Origin of the sequence: Seminibacterium arietis (assembly GCF_042675725.1) — a bacterium.
Taxonomy (GTDB): Bacteria; Pseudomonadota; Gammaproteobacteria; order Enterobacterales; family Pasteurellaceae; genus Seminibacterium; species Seminibacterium arietis.
Genome location: NZ_JBHTJN010000012.1, coordinates 1 through 15,848, shown reverse-complemented (window position 1 = coordinate 15,848; position 15,848 = coordinate 1). Strand labels below are relative to the sequence as shown.

Annotated in this window: 16 protein-coding genes and 2 tRNA genes; 17 read left to right on the top strand and 1 reads right to left on the bottom strand. The window is 34.9% G+C overall.

Features of this window, described 5'->3' with window-relative positions; translation table 11 throughout:
- The 8 genes from ACFQ02_RS07125 to mnmA all read left to right on the top strand — a co-directional run bounded on the left by ACFQ02_RS07125 (position 1) and on the right by mnmA (position 7,056).
- Positions 1-1,266: an NADH:ubiquinone reductase (Na(+)-transporting) subunit B gene (locus ACFQ02_RS07125; RefSeq protein ID WP_380821096.1), complete on the top strand. Its 1,266-nt coding sequence runs from the start codon at positions 1-3 to the stop codon at positions 1,264-1,266.
- The gene (locus tag ACFQ02_RS07120; protein ID WP_380821093.1) at positions 1,259-2,032 is read left to right on the top strand and encodes a Na(+)-translocating NADH-quinone reductase subunit C; all 774 of its coding nucleotides are present in this window, start codon (positions 1,259-1,261) and stop codon (positions 2,030-2,032) included. Before ACFQ02_RS07125 ends, ACFQ02_RS07120 begins: the two co-directional genes overlap by 8 nt.
- Positions 2,032-2,655 carry an NADH:ubiquinone reductase (Na(+)-transporting) subunit D gene (locus ACFQ02_RS07115; RefSeq protein ID WP_380821090.1) on the top strand — a complete coding sequence of 208 codons (624 nt, stop codon included), beginning with the start codon at positions 2,032-2,034 and terminating at the stop codon, positions 2,653-2,655. Before ACFQ02_RS07120 ends, ACFQ02_RS07115 begins: the two co-directional genes overlap by 1 nt.
- Positions 2,656-2,658: 3 nt before the next feature.
- Entirely contained in the window at positions 2,659-3,255 is a 597-nt protein-coding gene (nqrE, locus tag ACFQ02_RS07110; RefSeq protein ID WP_380821087.1) for an NADH:ubiquinone reductase (Na(+)-transporting) subunit E, read from the top strand.
- 10 nt (positions 3,256-3,265) lie between these two features.
- Positions 3,266-4,489 (top strand): NADH:ubiquinone reductase (Na(+)-transporting) subunit F, encoded by a 1,224-nt coding sequence (gene nqrF / locus ACFQ02_RS07105; RefSeq protein WP_380821084.1) that lies wholly within the window; start codon positions 3,266-3,268, stop codon positions 4,487-4,489.
- A 111-nt stretch (positions 4,490-4,600) separates the two neighbouring features.
- Positions 4,601-5,635, top strand: coding sequence for an FAD:protein FMN transferase (locus ACFQ02_RS07100; protein ID WP_380821590.1), 1,035 nt, complete (start codon positions 4,601-4,603; stop codon positions 5,633-5,635).
- Positions 5,636-5,637: 2 nt separating this feature from the next.
- The gene (gene nqrM / locus ACFQ02_RS07095) at positions 5,638-5,877 is read left to right on the top strand and encodes a (Na+)-NQR maturation NqrM (protein WP_380821081.1); all 240 of its coding nucleotides are present in this window, start codon (positions 5,638-5,640) and stop codon (positions 5,875-5,877) included.
- 27 nt (positions 5,878-5,904) lie between these two features.
- On the top strand, positions 5,905-7,056 hold the full coding sequence (mnmA, locus tag ACFQ02_RS07090) for a tRNA 2-thiouridine(34) synthase MnmA (RefSeq protein WP_380821078.1): 1,152 nt from the start codon (positions 5,905-5,907) through the stop codon (positions 7,054-7,056).
- Between the two features lie 64 nt (positions 7,057-7,120).
- Here the strand turns inward: mnmA and ACFQ02_RS07085 are convergent, their stop codons facing one another.
- Positions 7,121-7,522 (bottom strand): copper chaperone PCu(A)C, encoded by a 402-nt coding sequence (locus tag ACFQ02_RS07085; RefSeq protein ID WP_380821075.1) that lies wholly within the window; start codon positions 7,520-7,522, stop codon positions 7,121-7,123.
- A gap of 122 nt (positions 7,523-7,644) precedes the next feature.
- Between ACFQ02_RS07085 and hflD the strand changes: the two genes are divergently transcribed.
- From hflD to ACFQ02_RS07040, 9 genes are all read left to right on the top strand, one after another.
- On the top strand, positions 7,645-8,256 hold the full coding sequence (gene hflD, locus ACFQ02_RS07080) for a high frequency lysogenization protein HflD (protein WP_380821072.1): 612 nt from the start codon (positions 7,645-7,647) through the stop codon (positions 8,254-8,256).
- A gap of 12 nt (positions 8,257-8,268) precedes the next feature.
- The gene (purB, locus tag ACFQ02_RS07075) at positions 8,269-9,639 is read left to right on the top strand and encodes an adenylosuccinate lyase (RefSeq protein WP_380821069.1); all 1,371 of its coding nucleotides are present in this window, start codon (positions 8,269-8,271) and stop codon (positions 9,637-9,639) included.
- A gap of 61 nt (positions 9,640-9,700) precedes the next feature.
- Positions 9,701-10,909, top strand: coding sequence for a sodium/glutamate symporter (gene gltS, locus ACFQ02_RS07070; RefSeq protein ID WP_380821066.1), 1,209 nt, complete (start codon positions 9,701-9,703; stop codon positions 10,907-10,909).
- Between the two features lie 198 nt (positions 10,910-11,107).
- The gene (locus ACFQ02_RS07065) at positions 11,108-12,709 is read left to right on the top strand and encodes an ABC transporter substrate-binding protein (RefSeq protein ID WP_380821063.1); all 1,602 of its coding nucleotides are present in this window, start codon (positions 11,108-11,110) and stop codon (positions 12,707-12,709) included.
- Between the two features lie 109 nt (positions 12,710-12,818).
- A complete protein-coding gene (gene mutY / locus ACFQ02_RS07060; RefSeq protein ID WP_380821060.1) occupies positions 12,819-13,931 on the top strand; it encodes an A/G-specific adenine glycosylase in 1,113 nt (370 codons plus the stop codon).
- A 3-nt stretch (positions 13,932-13,934) separates the two neighbouring features.
- Positions 13,935-14,210, top strand: coding sequence for an oxidative damage protection protein (locus ACFQ02_RS07055; protein WP_380821057.1), 276 nt, complete (start codon positions 13,935-13,937; stop codon positions 14,208-14,210).
- 1 nt (position 14,211) lies between these two features.
- Positions 14,212-15,285 (top strand): membrane-bound lytic murein transglycosylase MltC, encoded by a 1,074-nt coding sequence (gene mltC, locus ACFQ02_RS07050; RefSeq protein ID WP_380821054.1) that lies wholly within the window; start codon positions 14,212-14,214, stop codon positions 15,283-15,285.
- 177 nt (positions 15,286-15,462) lie between these two features.
- Positions 15,463-15,538: transfer RNA gene (locus ACFQ02_RS07045), tRNA-Phe, on the top strand.
- Positions 15,539-15,540: 2 nt separating this feature from the next.
- Positions 15,541-15,616: transfer RNA gene (locus ACFQ02_RS07040), tRNA-Asn, on the top strand.
- The last annotated feature ends 232 nt before the right edge of the window (positions 15,617-15,848 follow it).

The window sequence follows — 15,848 nt, the reverse complement described above, 5'->3', positions numbered from 1 at the left end:
ATGGGTTTAAAAAATCTTTTAGAGAAAATGGAACCTGCATTTTTACCTGGTGGTAAATATGAAAAATGGTATGCTTTGTATGAAGCAACAGCTACGTTTTTATATACGCCAGGTACAGTAACGGTGAAATCTTCCCATGTACGTGATGCACTAGATTCTAAACGTATGATGGTGTTGGTTTGGCTCGCGTTATTTCCTGCAATGTTCTATGGTATGTTTAATGTGGGTAATCAGTCCATTTTAGCATTGGCGAGTACTGGGGATTTTTCACAAAACTTAGTAGCGAGTGTGACTCATGATTGGCATTTTGCATTAGCCAATTTTCTTGGTTTAATTTCTCTTGACTCAGGTGTATTAGCAAAAATAGCATTAGGAGCTATTTTCTTTCTGCCAATTTATATTACAGTGTTTTTAGTGGGTGGTTTTTGGGAAGTTTTGTTTGCTACTATTCGCAAGCATGAGATCAATGAAGGTTTCTTCGTTACTTCTATTTTGTTAGCACTAATCGTTCCACCAACTTTACCATTATGGCAGGCTGCATTAGCTACAACTTTTGGTGTGGTTGTTGCTAAAGAAGTATTTGGTGGAGTGGGAAAGAACTTTATGAATCCCGCCCTTGCTGGACGAGCATTTTTATTCTTTGCTTATCCAGCTCAGATTTCGGGAGATTTAGTGTGGACAGCTGGTTATCATGCAAGTGCAAATGGTGCTGATGCATTCTCTGGAGCGACCGCACTTTCACAGTGGGCAACAGGAGGAGAAGCAGCCTTAAAACATGTTTCCACAGGTCAGAATATCCAATGGCTTGATGCGTTTTTAGGAAATATTCCTGGTTCTATTGGTGAAGTTTCTACTATAGCATTATTGTTTGGTGCGGCAATTATTGTATTTGCTCGTATTGCCTCTTGGCGAATTATTGCAGGCGTAATGATTGGTATGATTTTAACATCAACCATGTTTAATTTAATTGGTTCAGAAACTAATTATTTATTTGCTATGCCTTGGTACTGGCATCTAGTTTTGGGTGGGTTTGCTTTGGGTATGCTATTTATGGCAACTGATCCTGTATCTGCAGCGTTTACTAATAAAGGAAAATGGTGGTATGGTGCGTTGATAGGGGTAATGTGTGTACTTATTCGAGTAGCTAATCCAGCTTATCCTGAAGGTATGATGCTTGCTATCTTGTTCGCTAACTTATTCGCTCCACTCTTTGACTATGTTGTTGTCCAAGCGAATATCAAACGTCGGAGATCTCGCAATGTTTAAAAATAAAGACAGTATTGGCGGCACGATCTCAATCGTGATCCTAGTGAGTTTAGCTTGCTCTATTATTGTAGCAGGTTCGGCAGTGTTATTAAAACCAACTCAAGAAGAGCAGAAGCAACTTGATAAACAAAAAAATATTCTAAGCGTTGCTGGTTTATTAAAACCTGAAACTAAGAATAGTGAAATTAAAACTATTTTTGATCAAAGTATTGAAGCTCGTTGTGTTGAATTAGATTCGGGTAACTATGTAAATTGTCCAGCTAATTTTGACGCCAAAGTAGCAGCTAAAGATCCAAAACAAAATGTCGCGATTCCTGCTGAATTAGATAAAGCAGGTTTGCGTGAACGAGCTAAATTAGCAGAAGTGTATTTAGTGAAAAGTAAAGATAGAAAAATCAGTCAAATCGTATTGCCCATTTATGGTACGGGTCTGTGGTCTGTCATGTATGGTTTTGTTTCAGTTGAGCCTGATGGTAATACACTAAAAGGTATAACTTACTATGAACATGGTGAAACACCTGGGCTAGGCGGTGAAATTGAAAACCAAAAATGGCAAGCTCATTTTGTTGGTAAAAAATTATTTAATGGCAATAATGAACCAGCGATTCGCATTGCTAAAGGAGCATCATCTGACCATGAACATGGTATTGATAGTCTTTCAGGTGCAACTTTAACTTCTAAAGGGGTACAAGGTACTTTTGATTATTGGTTTGGCACAAACGGCTTTGCTCCATACCTTACAAAACTTAGAGCGGAGGCTAAATAATGGGTAATTCAAATCTTAAAAAATTGCTATTATCACCAATAGCAGATAATAACCCGATTGCTTTGCAAATTTTGGGTATTTGTTCCGCACTTGCTGTAACAACTAAATTAGAAACTGCTATTGTAATGTCTATTTCAGTGAGCTTCGTAACAGCATTTTCGAGCTTTTTTATTTCTTTAATTCGTAATTATATTCCTAATAGCATTCGTATTATTGTACAAATGGCCATTATTGCATCGTTAGTAATTTTGGTAGATCAAATTTTACGTGCTTATGCTTATAGTTTATCAAAACAACTCTCTGTTTTTGTTGGGTTGATTATTACGAATTGTATTGTTATGGGACGGGCTGAAGCCTTTGCAATGAAATCAAAACCAATTGAAAGTTTTGTTGATGGAATTGGAAATGGTTTGGGCTATGGTGCGATTTTAATTAGCGTTGCTTTTTTACGTGAGTTAATTGGTTCTGGAAAACTATTTGGTATTACGATTTTAAAAACTATCCAAGATGGTGGTTGGTATCAAACGAATGGTTTATTTTTACTTGCACCAAGTGCTTTCTTCATTATTGGATTTATTATTTGGGGTATTCGCACTTGGAAACCAGAACAGGTGGAGAAATAGTCTATGGAACATTACATTAGTCTTTTCGTTAAGTCAGTATTTATTGAAAATATGGCGTTATCTTTCTTCTTAGGTATGTGTACTTTCCTTGCTGTCTCGAAGAAAGTCTCCACAGCTTTCGGTTTAGGAATAGCTGTTATTGTAGTTTTAGGTATTTCTGTACCAGTAAACCAATTAGTATATTCATTAATTTTGAAAGATAGTGCTTTAGTGGAAGGTGTTGATTTAAGTTTCTTGAATTTTATTACATTTATAGGTGTTATTGCAGCACTTGTACAAATTTTGGAAATGATTTTAGATAAATATTTTCCTGCACTTTATAATGCATTGGGTATTTTCCTACCACTAATCACGGTAAACTGTGCTATTTTTGGAGGTGTTTCTTTTATGGTACAGAGAGATTACAATTTTGTTGAATCAGTAGTATATGGCGTGGGTGCTGGAGTCGGCTGGATGCTTGCTATTGTGGCACTTGCAGGTATTACTGAAAAAATGAAATATGCTGATGTACCAGCGGGTTTACGTGGTTTAGGAATTACCTTTATTACAGCTGGTTTGATGGCTCTTGGCTTTATGTCTTTCTCTGGTATTCAGTTGTAAGGGGGATTAAATGGAAATTACTCTTGGAATTGCAATGTTTACTGTTATTGTGTTGGCATTAGCTATTGTTATTTTATTTGCTAAATCGAAGCTAGTAAACTCAGGTGATATTACTATTGAAATTAATAATGATCCAAACAAGGCTATTAATTTACCTGCTGGTGGAAAACTGCTTGGTGCATTAGCGAGTAAAGGTATTTTCGTATCCTCTGCTTGTGGGGGCGGGGGGTCCTGTGGGCAATGTGTTGTTAAAGTAAAAGAAGGTGGTGGTGATATCTTACCAACAGAGCTTTCTCATATTTCTAAGCGAGAGGCTAAAGAGGGATATCGTCTTTCTTGTCAAGTAAACGTTAAAAATAGCATGAAAATTGAACTTCCCGAAGAAGTATTTGGTGTAAAAAAATGGGAATGTACGGTTATTTCTAACGATAATAAAGCTACATTTATTAAAGAATTAAAATTAGCGATTCCTGAGGGAGAGGAAGTGCCTTTCCGTGCTGGAGGCTATATTCAAATCGAAGCTGAGCCTCACACTGTAGCGTATAAAGATTTTGATATTCCAAAAGAGTATCATGAGGATTGGGATAAATTTAATCTTTGGCGTTATGTGTCAAAAGTAGATGAGCCTATTGTTAGAGCTTACTCTATGGCTTCGTATCCTGAAGAAAAAGGCATTATTATGCTTAATGTACGTATTGCAACGCCTCCGCCACGTAATCCAGATGTGCCTCCAGGTCAAATGTCATCTTATATTTGGTCTTTGAAAGCTGGAGATAAAGTGACAATCTCAGGACCATTTGGAGAGTTTTTTGCTAAAGAAACTGATGCTGAAATGGTATTTATTGGTGGTGGTGCTGGTATGGCACCAATGCGATCTCATATTTTTGACCAGCTTAAACGTCTCCATTCAAAACGTAAAATGTCTTTTTGGTATGGAGCTAGATCAAAACGTGAGATGTTCTACGTAGAAGATTTTGATCAATTACAAGCAGAAAATGATAATTTCGAATGGCATGTAGCACTCTCAGATGCTCTACCTGAAGATAATTGGACTGGCTATACAGGATTCATTCATAATGTGCTTTATGAAAATTATTTGAAAAACCATGAAGCACCAGAAGATTGTGAATACTATATGTGTGGACCTCCTGTAATGAATGCGGCCGTGATTAGTATGTTGAAAGATCTCGGTGTAGAAGATGAAAATATTTTACTTGATGACTTTGGTGGTTAATTTAATATAATATAATTAAAAAGAGCGGTCAGTTTTCTGACCGTTTTATCTATTTTTAACAAAGAAATTTTTTATTATAGTAGTAAATTTATTAGGCTAATAATCATGAAAATGAAACACTTATTTACTTGGTTTTTAATTTTTATTCCTTCTTTGTCTATAGCATCAACTAACATAACTGAAACTGTTCATCTTAATGGTAGGACAATGGGAACAACTTATCATGTCCAATTCCTTAATGATGAGGATTCGAAGTATAACGTAGAGCAAATTCACGGAAAAATTAAAGCTATATTACAAGATGTTAATGATAAAATGTCTACTTATATTCCTAGCTCTGAACTTAGTCGTTTTAATAAGAGTCAGCAAGTGAATAGTCCTATAGAAATTTCTGCAGATCTTGCTAAAGTAATTAAAAAAGCTATTGAGTTAAATGAATTAACAGAAGGAGCATTAGATATTACTGTTGGACCTGTAGTGAATCTATGGGGATTTGGACCAGAAAAACGAATTGAGAAATCTCCAACAGCACAAGAATTAGCACAGCGACAAAGTTGGGTGGGCATTGATAAATTAAAATTAACACAACGTGCGGATAAATTTTATTTGCAAAAAAGCATTCCCCAACTTTATGTTGATTTAAGTTCGATTGCCAAAGGTTTTGGTGTTGATCAAGTTGCTGATTATATGGAAAACCAAGGAATTAAAAATTATCTAGTTGAAATCGGTGGGGAGATTCGTGCTAAAGGTAAAAATTCTAAAGGTAAGCACTGGCAAATCGCTATTGAAAAACCAAAATTTGATGGTGCAAGAGAGATAGAATATGTTTTAGGTTTAAAAGATTTTGCGATGGCAACTTCTGGTGATTACCGCAATTATTTTGAGGAAAATGGAAAGCGTTTTTCACATGAAATAGATCCAAAGACAGGTTATCCAATTCAGCATCGATTAGCATCAATCACTGTGTTAGCACCTCTTTCTATGACTGCCGATGGTTTGTCAACAGGATTGTTTGTATTAGGTGAAAATAAAGCCTTTGAACTAGCTGAAAAACAGAATTTACCTGTTTATTTAATCATTAAAACAAATAATGGATTTGAAACAAAAATGTCATCAGCGTTTAAAAAGCTCGTTGATAAGGAATAATTATGCATCTATTTTTAGTTACATTCGGATTTTTTTTATTAGTTATTTTAGCAATGTCCTTAGGATATGTAGTGAAGAAAAAATCTATTACAGGTAGTTGTGGTGGAATTACGGCTCTCGGTATGGAAAAAATGTGCGATTGTGAAGAGCCCTGTGATAATTTAAAGACTAAAGTTGCTAAAGGAGAAGCTAATCCCGCAGAACTTGAACGCTTTAGATCTCATTTTTATGAAGTGAAATAACAATATCCTACTGACAAGTGAGAATTTATGAAATCAATAACTTATCAACAGTATTTTCCTATAATATCCAATGAACAATTAGCGGCAAATGCCAAAATTAAAGTGATAGTTGGTATGTCTGGGGGGGTTGATTCTTCTGTTTCTGCTTATATCTTGCAACAGCAAGGCTATCAAGTGGAAGGACTGTTTATGAAAAATTGGGAAGAAGATGATGATTCGGATTATTGTACAGCTACAGCAGATCTAGCAGATGCACAAGCTGTTTGTGATAAGTTGGGGATCTGTTTACATAAAATTAATTTTGCAGCAGAGTACTGGGATAACGTATTTGAACATTTTTTAGCTGAATATAAAGCTGGTCGAACTCCAAATCCCGATATTTTGTGTAATAAAGAAATTAAGTTTAAAGCTTTTTTAGAGTATGCGACGGAAGATTTAGGTGCAGATTTTATAGCTACAGGTCATTATGTTCGGCAAAAAGATCTTAATGGACAACCGCACTTATTACGTGGATTAGATCCTAATAAGGATCAAAGTTATTTTTTATATACATTGAGCCATCAACAGCTTGCAAAAAGTTTGTTTCCTGTGGGAAGCGTAGAGAAATCTATTGTACGTGCTATAGCAGAAGAGTTGAGCCTCGTTACTGCTAAGAAAAAAGATTCTACAGGAATTTGTTTTATTGGCGAGAGAAAGTTTAAAGAATTTCTTTCTCGCTATTTGCCTGCACAACCTGGATATATTAAGACCACAGAAGGAGAAGTTATAGGTCGTCATCAAGGTTTAATGTATCACACTCTTGGACAAAGGAAGGGGCTTGGTATTGGTGGTGTCAAAGGAAAAGACGAAAACGCATGGTATGTTGTTGAAAAAGATCTAATCAATAACGTATTGATAGTGGGACAAGGATTGGATAATTCCGCATTACTATCTCGTGGTTTAGTTGCTTGTCAATTACACTGGGTAAATCGCAATCCTGTAACAGAAATGCTACGTTGCACAGTAAAAACTAGATATCGTCAAGTGGATATTCCATGTACAATTACCCCATTGGATAATGATACTATTATAGTGCAATTTGATGAACCACAAATAGCCGTTACACCAGGTCAAGCAGCCGTATTTTATTTAGGTGAGGTTTGTCTTGGCGGTGGCACTATTGAGAAAAAACTGAAGTGATTTTGTAAAAATGTATTACACTAACAAGCTCATTTAATGAGCTTGTAAAGATTGGCAATTTTCTTTAGCGAGAAATTGTCTTCGCTTGTATAGAAATTATTTCGCCGTTATCAAAATAAAGTGTAAGAGGGAAATCAGTTCCTGTTTTTATTGGTTGAGCAGAATCAAAAACCATAATATGTAGCCCTCCTCGTTTTAACTCTGTCACGCTTTTAGGTGCAACCTCAATCATTGATACAGGAGTCATTTTTTTGTTCTTCATCCCATGCATTTCCAAACGAGATTTTAATGGACTTTCAACACTTAGTAAGTTAACAGGTTGAGTTGACGTATTTTTTAATCGCATAAATATGGCACTTGGTTCGCTAGAACTATTTGTTGCAAATACAGTAGGATTTTCAACAATTATTGTTGCAAAACTAGTTATTGGTAGCAACCCTGCTAATAACAAGATATATTTTTTCATAGGAGTGTCCTTGATAAGGTTTTATTACGTAGAGCAGCCATAATACCATTCCTTGATTATCTTTAAAAGATAACAGAAAAGTGATATATTGCCGACAATTTCTTTATTATTTCATCATGACTATGGCAAATTTTTACGAAATTACTTTAGCCTTAGCTGGCGTATGTCAATCAGCAAAGTTAGTACAGGAACTAGCAATAACAGGACTAGCTGATGAAAATTCGTTTAATACCAGTATTTGTACTTTGTTACAAACTGCACCAAAAGATGTTCTAGATGTTTATGGTGGGCAAGAATCTAATTTAACATTAGGATTGAAGACTCTAATTAATCAATTAAATGGTAATGATGTAGATTTAAATCAATATTGGTTGAACATATTGGCATTAGAAAATAAATTAAATAAAAACTGTAAAGCTAAAGCTATTCTTGCTCACAGAATACGCCATTTACCAATTCAGTCATATCACAATGAGTCGTTTGATAGTGAATTTATAGCTAAGTTAGCAGATATTTACGTTGATATTATTAGTCCATTAGGCAATAAAATTCAAGTTAAAGGTTCGCCTAAATATTTACAGCAAATTTCGATGCATCATCGTATCAGAGCCTGTTTGTTATCGGGAATACGATCAGCTGTTTTGTGGCGACAAGTAGGTGGTACAAAATGGCAAATTCTATTTTCACGTGGCAAACTTATTAACACTGCACAAAAAATTCATTCAACATTTTAGGAGCTATTTTACATGCAATTGACCGCATTAACCGCACTTTCCCCTATTGATGGACGTTATCAAGATAAAGTCAACGATTTACGTTGTATCTTCAGTGAATTTGGTTTGTTGAAGTTTCGAGTTATTGTTGAAATTCGATGGCTACAAAAATTGGCATCTACTGTAGAAATTAAAGAAGTTCCAGCTTTATCGCAAGAAGCACAAAATTATCTCAATCACATTATAGAACAATTTAATTTGGAAGATGCTCAACGTATCAAAGAGATTGAGCGAATAACTAACCACGATGTTAAAGCTGTAGAATATTTTCTTAAAGAGAAAATAATGGCAAAATCTGAGTTAGCTAAAGTGAGTGAATTTATACATTTTGCCTGTACATCTGAAGATATTAATAACCTTTCTCATGCTCTTATGTTAAAAACAGCTCGAGAACAGATAGTTTTACCTCAGTGGCAAAAACTAATTGATGAAATTAGTCGGTTAGCAATGGAATATAAAAATATACCATTATTATCTCGTACTCATGGTCAACCTGCATCACCAACAACTATCGGTAAAGAGATGGCAAATGTGGTGTATCGCTTGAAACGTCAGTTTAAACAGCTACAACAAATTGAAATATTAGGAAAAATTAATGGTGCTGTTGGTAATTATAATGCTCATTTATCTGCTTATCCTGATATAAATTGGCACAAATTTAGTGAAGAATTTGTAACTTCACTAGGTATTTGCTGGAATCCATATACTACTCAAATTGAGCCTCATGATTATATTGCGGAACTTTTTGATAATATCATTCGGTTTAATACAATTATCATTGATTTTGATCGTGACTTATGGGGTTATATTGCACTTAACCATTTTAAACAACGTACGATATCAGGTGAAATAGGTTCTTCCACTATGCCACATAAAGTAAATCCAATAGATTTTGAAAATTCTGAAGGTAACTTGGGATTGGCGAATGCGATCATGAGTCATTTAGGAGCTAAATTGCCAATTTCTCGTTGGCAACGTGATTTAACAGACTCTACTGTATTGAGAAATCTTGGGATTGGATTGGGTTATTGTTTGGTTGCTTATGCTGCTACTCTCAAGGGAATCAGTAAATTAGAAGTAAATGAACCGCACTTGCTTAGCGAACTTAATCAAAATTGGGAAGTATTAGCAGAACCAATACAGACAGTGATGAGACGTTATGGTATTGAAAAACCTTATGAAAAGTTAAAAGAATTAACTCGAGGTAAACGGGTTGATGAGCAAGCAATAAGAGTATTTATTAATAATTTAGAAATACCTGAATCGGAAAAAAATCGTTTACAGAAACTGACACCAGCTACTTATATTGGTATGTCTCAGAGTTTGGTTGAGCTACTAGTTTAAGTTCATTCTTTTTTATTCGCTGTAGAGTAGTATATAAGCAAATAATCAAGGAGAAGATTATATGATATTTGATATTTATGAAACATTGGCATTGGCCTGTTTGGCATTGTTATTAGGTTACTTTTTAGTAAAACGAGTAAAATTATTAAATGATTTTAATATCCCTGAGCCAGTAGTAGGTGGCTTCATCGTAGCGGTAGCTGTTACAATCTTAAATCAGGTTTGGGAGTTGACATTTACTTTTGATACTAATCTACAGCGTACGATGATGCTTGTGTTTTTTAGTTCTATTGGGCTAAGTGCAAATTTTTCTCGTTTGGTTAAAGGTGGTAAGCCTTTAATCGTTTTCCTTTTTGTAGCAGCTGGGCTAATTATTATTCAAAATACGGTGGGTATTTTAGGTTCAATTGCATTGGGGCTTAAACCTGTCTATGGGCTAATTGCGGGATCCGTAACGTTGACTGGTGGTCATGGCACAGGTGTAGCCTGGGCTGAAGTATTTACTGAACAATTTGGCGTTCAGGGAGCGATGGAGCTAGCAATGGCTTGTGCCACTTTTGGTTTAGTGTCAGGAGGTTTGATAGGAGGACCTGTTGCTCGTTTTTTATTAAAACGCATGAAGAAAGCTGAGATTGAGGAAGATGAAAGTGTCGATGATATAGAGGCAGCATTCGAGAAACCAAAGTATCGTCGCAAAATTAATACTCGTTCTATTATTGAAACAGTAACGATGATGTCCATTTGTCTATTTGTAGGACAATATTTAGATGCCTCAACAAAAAGTACAATATTACAATTACCAACGTTTGTTTGGTGCTTATTTACGGGGGTAGTTATTCGAAATACGCTTTCTCATTTATTTAAATTTAAAGTTGCAGAGGAAGCTGTAGATGTTTTAGGTACAGTAGGATTATCTATTTTCTTAGCGATTGCATTGATGTCATTAAAATTATGGGAGTTAGCAGGATTAGCATTACCGATCTTTATTTTATTAATAGTTCAAGTGTTGATTATGGCACTATACAGCACTTTCGTTACTTATAGAGCAATGGGCAAAGATTATGATTCAGTCGTATTAAGTGCGGGACATTGTGGCTTTGGTCTAGGAGCAACACCAACGGCCGTGGCTAATATGCAAGTAATTACTTCACACTATGGACCATCACACAAGGCCTTCTTAATTGTGCCTATGGTCGGAGCATTTTTTATTGACTTATTAAATGCGAGTTTGCTTAAGATTTTTGTAGAAATTGCTACTTATTTTCATTAAGTGAAATACAAAGTGCGGTGGACTAAATTAAAATTTAGTTACATTTTTATTTTTGTATGTTTATTATACTACAATAGTAATTTTTCGTAATTTTATAGTGTTTTGTTATAGTAAATATCATTTTATTCTTTAAATAAACCGCACTTTAACTATATAGTTAGGCTATTCTGATAATCATATTGATAATTCGGAGGAAATATGAATTTAAAACCAGCATTATCATTAGCGGCTGTAGCAGTATCGTTAGCTACTTTTACTCAAATAGTACAAGCTAAAGAAGCTACTTTTATTAATTGTACTAGTCGTTCACCTACAGGGTTTAGTCCAGCTTTAGTAATGGATGGTATTTCTTATAATGCTAGTTCACAGCAAGTTTACAATCGTTTAATCGAATTTAAACGGGGAAGTACAGATTTAGAACCAGGATTGGCTGAAAGTTGGGATATCAGCGATGATGGGTTAGTTTATACTTTTCACTTGCGAAAAGGAGTAAAATTCCACTCTAGTAAGGAATTTAAACCTAGTCGTGATTTTAATGCTGATGACGTGCTGTTTTCTTTTAATCGACAATTAGATCCTAATCATCCTTATCATAATGTATCAAGTGGAACCTACCCTTATTTCAAAGCAATGAAGTTTGATAAGTTGTTAAAATCAATTGAAAAAATAGACGACTATACTATTAAGATTACATTGAATAAGCCTGATGCTACTTTTCTTGCAAGTTTAGGAATGGATTTTATTTCTATTTATTCCGCAGAATATGCAGATAAAATGATGAAAGCAGGTAAACCAGAGACTATTGATATTACACCAATTGGAACTGGTCCTTTTGTATTTGCAGGCTATCAGTTAGACCAAGCTATTCGGTTTTTTGCTAATAAAGATTATTGGAAAGGAAAAACACCTATTGATCGTTTAATTTTCAGTATTACGCCAGATGCCACAGCTCGTTATGCAAAATTACGCACAGGAGCTTGCGATATGATGGATTTTCCAAATTCAGCTGATTTAGAACAGATGAAAAAGGATCCAAAAGTGCAGCTTATGTCTCAAGAAGGGTTGAATGTTGCTTATATAGCGTTCAATACAGAAAAACCGCCTTTTGATAATGTCAAAGTTCGTCAAGCATTGAATTACGCTGCAGATAAAAAAACTATTATTAGTGTAGTTTATCAAGGTGCGGGTATCGTGGCGAAAAATCCGCTACCACCAACAATTTGGAGTTATAATGATGAAGTTAAAGATTATCCTTATGATCTAGAAAAAGCTAAGCAGTTATTAGCAGAAGCAGGCTATCCAAATGGATTTGAAACAGAACTTTGGGTCCAACCAGTAGTACGGAATTCTAATCCAAATCCTCGCCGTACAGCAGAAATTTTACAAAGTGATTGGGAAAAGATAGGTGTAAAAGCAAAATTAGTTAGCTATGAATGGGGTGATTACATTAAGCGAACTAAAGAGGGGCTATTTACAGCAGGTATTTATGGTTGGTCGGGTGATAATGGTGATCCTGATAACTTTTTATCACCACTACTTGGTGGAGATAATGCAGGGAACAGTAATTACTCTCGCTGGAAAAATAAAGAATTTGATGCTTTGTTAGACAAAGCCATTCATTTAAAAGACAAAAATCAACGTGCAGAATTGTATAAAAAAGCACAGGTTATTGCAAAAGAGCAAGCACCTTGGATTACAATCGCTCATTCAGTGACTTTTACTCCACTAAGTTTGAGAGTAAAAGATTATAAACTGAGTCCATTTGGTTATAGTTCGTTCTATGGAGTAAGAGTAGAATAACTAATTAGTAAGGATTAACTGCGATTGATACAATCGCAGTTTTCTTTTGTCGATTTGACAAAAGTAATAACCCTGTTAAACTTCGCCTTATTTTAACCGCACTTTTGTTATGTTAGCTCAAGCTTCTGTTGACTCATTGTTTGCTCGTTCTGTGTTGACTTGGTATGATCGATTTGGTCGTAAGCTTTTACCTTGGCAACAAGATAAGACTCTTTATAAAGTCTGGTTATCAGAAATTATGTTGCAACAAACACAAGTCACAACAGTTATTCCTTATTTCGAGCGTTTTATTAAAACTTTTCCAACTATTATTGCACTAGCCAACTCACCTTTAGATGAAGTATTACATTTGTGGACAGGATTAGGCTATTATGCGAGAGCAAGAAATTTACATAAAACAGCACAGACTATTCGTGATCAATATAGTGGGCAATTTCCTACAGATTTTGAACAGGTTTTGCAGCTTGCTGGAATTGGAAGAAGTACCGCAGGAGCAGTGTTATCTTCTTGTTTAAATGCACCTTATCCTATTTTAGATGGTAATGTAAAACGAGTATTATCGAGATATTTTGCAGTCGAGGGCTGGACTGGTGAAAAAATAGTAGAGAATCGTTTATGGCAATTAAGTTCACAAGTTACACCAACGGAAAGAGTCGCTGATTTTAATCAAGCCATGATGGATATAGGTTCGATGGTTTGTACTAGAACAAACCCGAAGTGTAATTTATGTCCAGTAAAAATAGATTGTCAGGCAAATCTAATGGAAAGTTGGAATCGGTATCCAGCAAAAAAACCGAAGAAAACTTTACCAGAACGTAAATCTTATTTTTTAATTTTATCGGATAATGGAAAAGTAGCGTTGGAGCAGCGTGAAAGTAAGGGTATTTGGGGTGGTTTATATTGTTTCCCGCAATTTCAAACAAAAGATAGCCTACTGATTTATTTAAAAAAATTAGGAGTGCAATACTATCGAGAGGGAGAAAGCTTTCGTCATACGTTTAGTCATTTTCATTTAGATATTTATCCAATTTATGCTCAGTTACAGCCTATTCATATTAAAACTCAGAGTACAGACTGGAAGATAATTAAGGAAAATTTAGTTGAATATGAATCTTCTGTATCAAGTGCGGTCAAATATTGGTATGATCTGAAAAATCCTGATTCAATAGGGTTAGCAACTCCTGTAAAAAATTTATTAATTCAATTTCAAAGAGAGAAGTAACACATGGCAAGAATAGTATTTTGCGAATATCTACAACAAGAAGCAGAAGGACTTGATTTCCAACTTTATCCAAATGAACTAGGTAAGCGTATTTTTAATGGAATCAGCAAACAAGCTTGGAGTGAGTGGATCAAAAAACAGACAATGTTAGTTAATGAAAAAAAATTAAATATGATGAACCTTGAACACCGTAAATTGTTAGAACAAGAGATGGTTCGTTTTTTGTTTGAAGGAAAAGATATTCATATTGAAGGCTATGTTGCACCTACAGAAAAATAAGATGAAAAAATATATTATTATGGTTTTAATCCCTTTTTTATTTGCATGTGGTAGCTCAAATAAAAAAGGATTACAATTTGATGAAGCATTTGCAAAAGATACTCAAGGCTTAGATATCTTAACTGGACAATTCTCTCATAATATTGATCAAATTTGGGGAGTGACCGAATTATTAGTAGCTAGTCGTAAAGATTACGTAAAGTACACCGATAATTATTATACAAGAAGTCATGTTAGCTTCGATGAGGGGATAATTAGTATTGAGACTCAAAGTGATGTTAATCGATTACATTACGCTATCGTGCATACTTTATTGATGGGTTCTGATGCGAAAGGTATTGATTTATTTGATTCAGGCGATGTGCCAATTAGCAATCGACCATTTTTACTTGGACAAGTAGTTGATCATTTAGGGGGACAGATTAAAGATCCTGCAGTCGCTACTAATTTTGCTTCATATTTAATTCAAAATAGATTGCAATCTCGAATATTAAAAAATGGTAAAAATGTATTGTTTGTTACTATTCCAATGATTGCTAACCATATTGCTGTACGGGCTAAGAAATATGTTCCTATAGTACGAGCAACAGCACGGCGGTATGGATTGGATGAAAGTTTGATATTGGGAATTATGCAAACAGAATCAAGCTTTAATCCTTATGCAATTAGCTATGCAAATGCTATTGGTTTGATGCAAATAGTTCCACATACAGCAGGACGTGATGTATTTCAGCTGAAAGGTGAAAGTGGTGAGCCATCAAAACGCTATTTATTTGATCCTGTAAAAAACATTGATACTGGAGCAGCTTATTTGTGGATATTACAGAATAAATATCTAGATGGTATAACGAATCCAGCTTCAAAGCGTTTTGCCATGATTTCCGCATATAATAGTGGTGCGGGAGCAGTTTTACGTGTTTTTGATGAAGACCGCGAAGTAGCTATAGAAAAAATTAATAGCCTTTATCCAGAGCAAGTTTATCGAATTCTGACTCAAAACCACCCTTCAGAACAGGCTAGGAATTATCTTATCAAAGTAGATAAAGCACAAAAAAGCTATAGAGTAAGAAAATAGGTATTGCCAGAAGTGCGGTTCAAAATGTGATTTTTTCACTGTAAATTTGGTTTATTTATATGCTTTTCGTTTGTTAAATGTTCAAATAGAAAAAAAAAGTATAAATTTTTAAATTATTTGTTGACTTGGACGCTAAAAAAAAGTTTAATACACGCCGTTGACGCAGTTAAGCGTTATGCCTCGATAGCTCAGTCGGTAGAGCAGGGGATTGAAAATCCCCGTGTCGGTGGTTCGATTCCGCCTCGAGGCACCAACTCCTCCTTAGTTCAGTCGGTAGAACGGTGGACTGTTAATCCATATGTCGCTGGTTCAAGTCCAGCAGGAGGAGCCAAATTCTAGATGAAGCCGCTAAAGATTTAGTGGTTTTATTTTTGAAGTTAAAATTGATTGCATGTCAAAGTGAATTTGATATGGTTTTTTGTTCTTTAACAACTGGTAGACAATCTGTGTGGGCACTTTGGAGATTTGTTTTTTTGTATATTGATATATTGAATTAACTAAGCTTTATTAGTGCTGACTGATTATTCATTGAGAAATTACGTTAGTGATTAGTAGGGTTATGA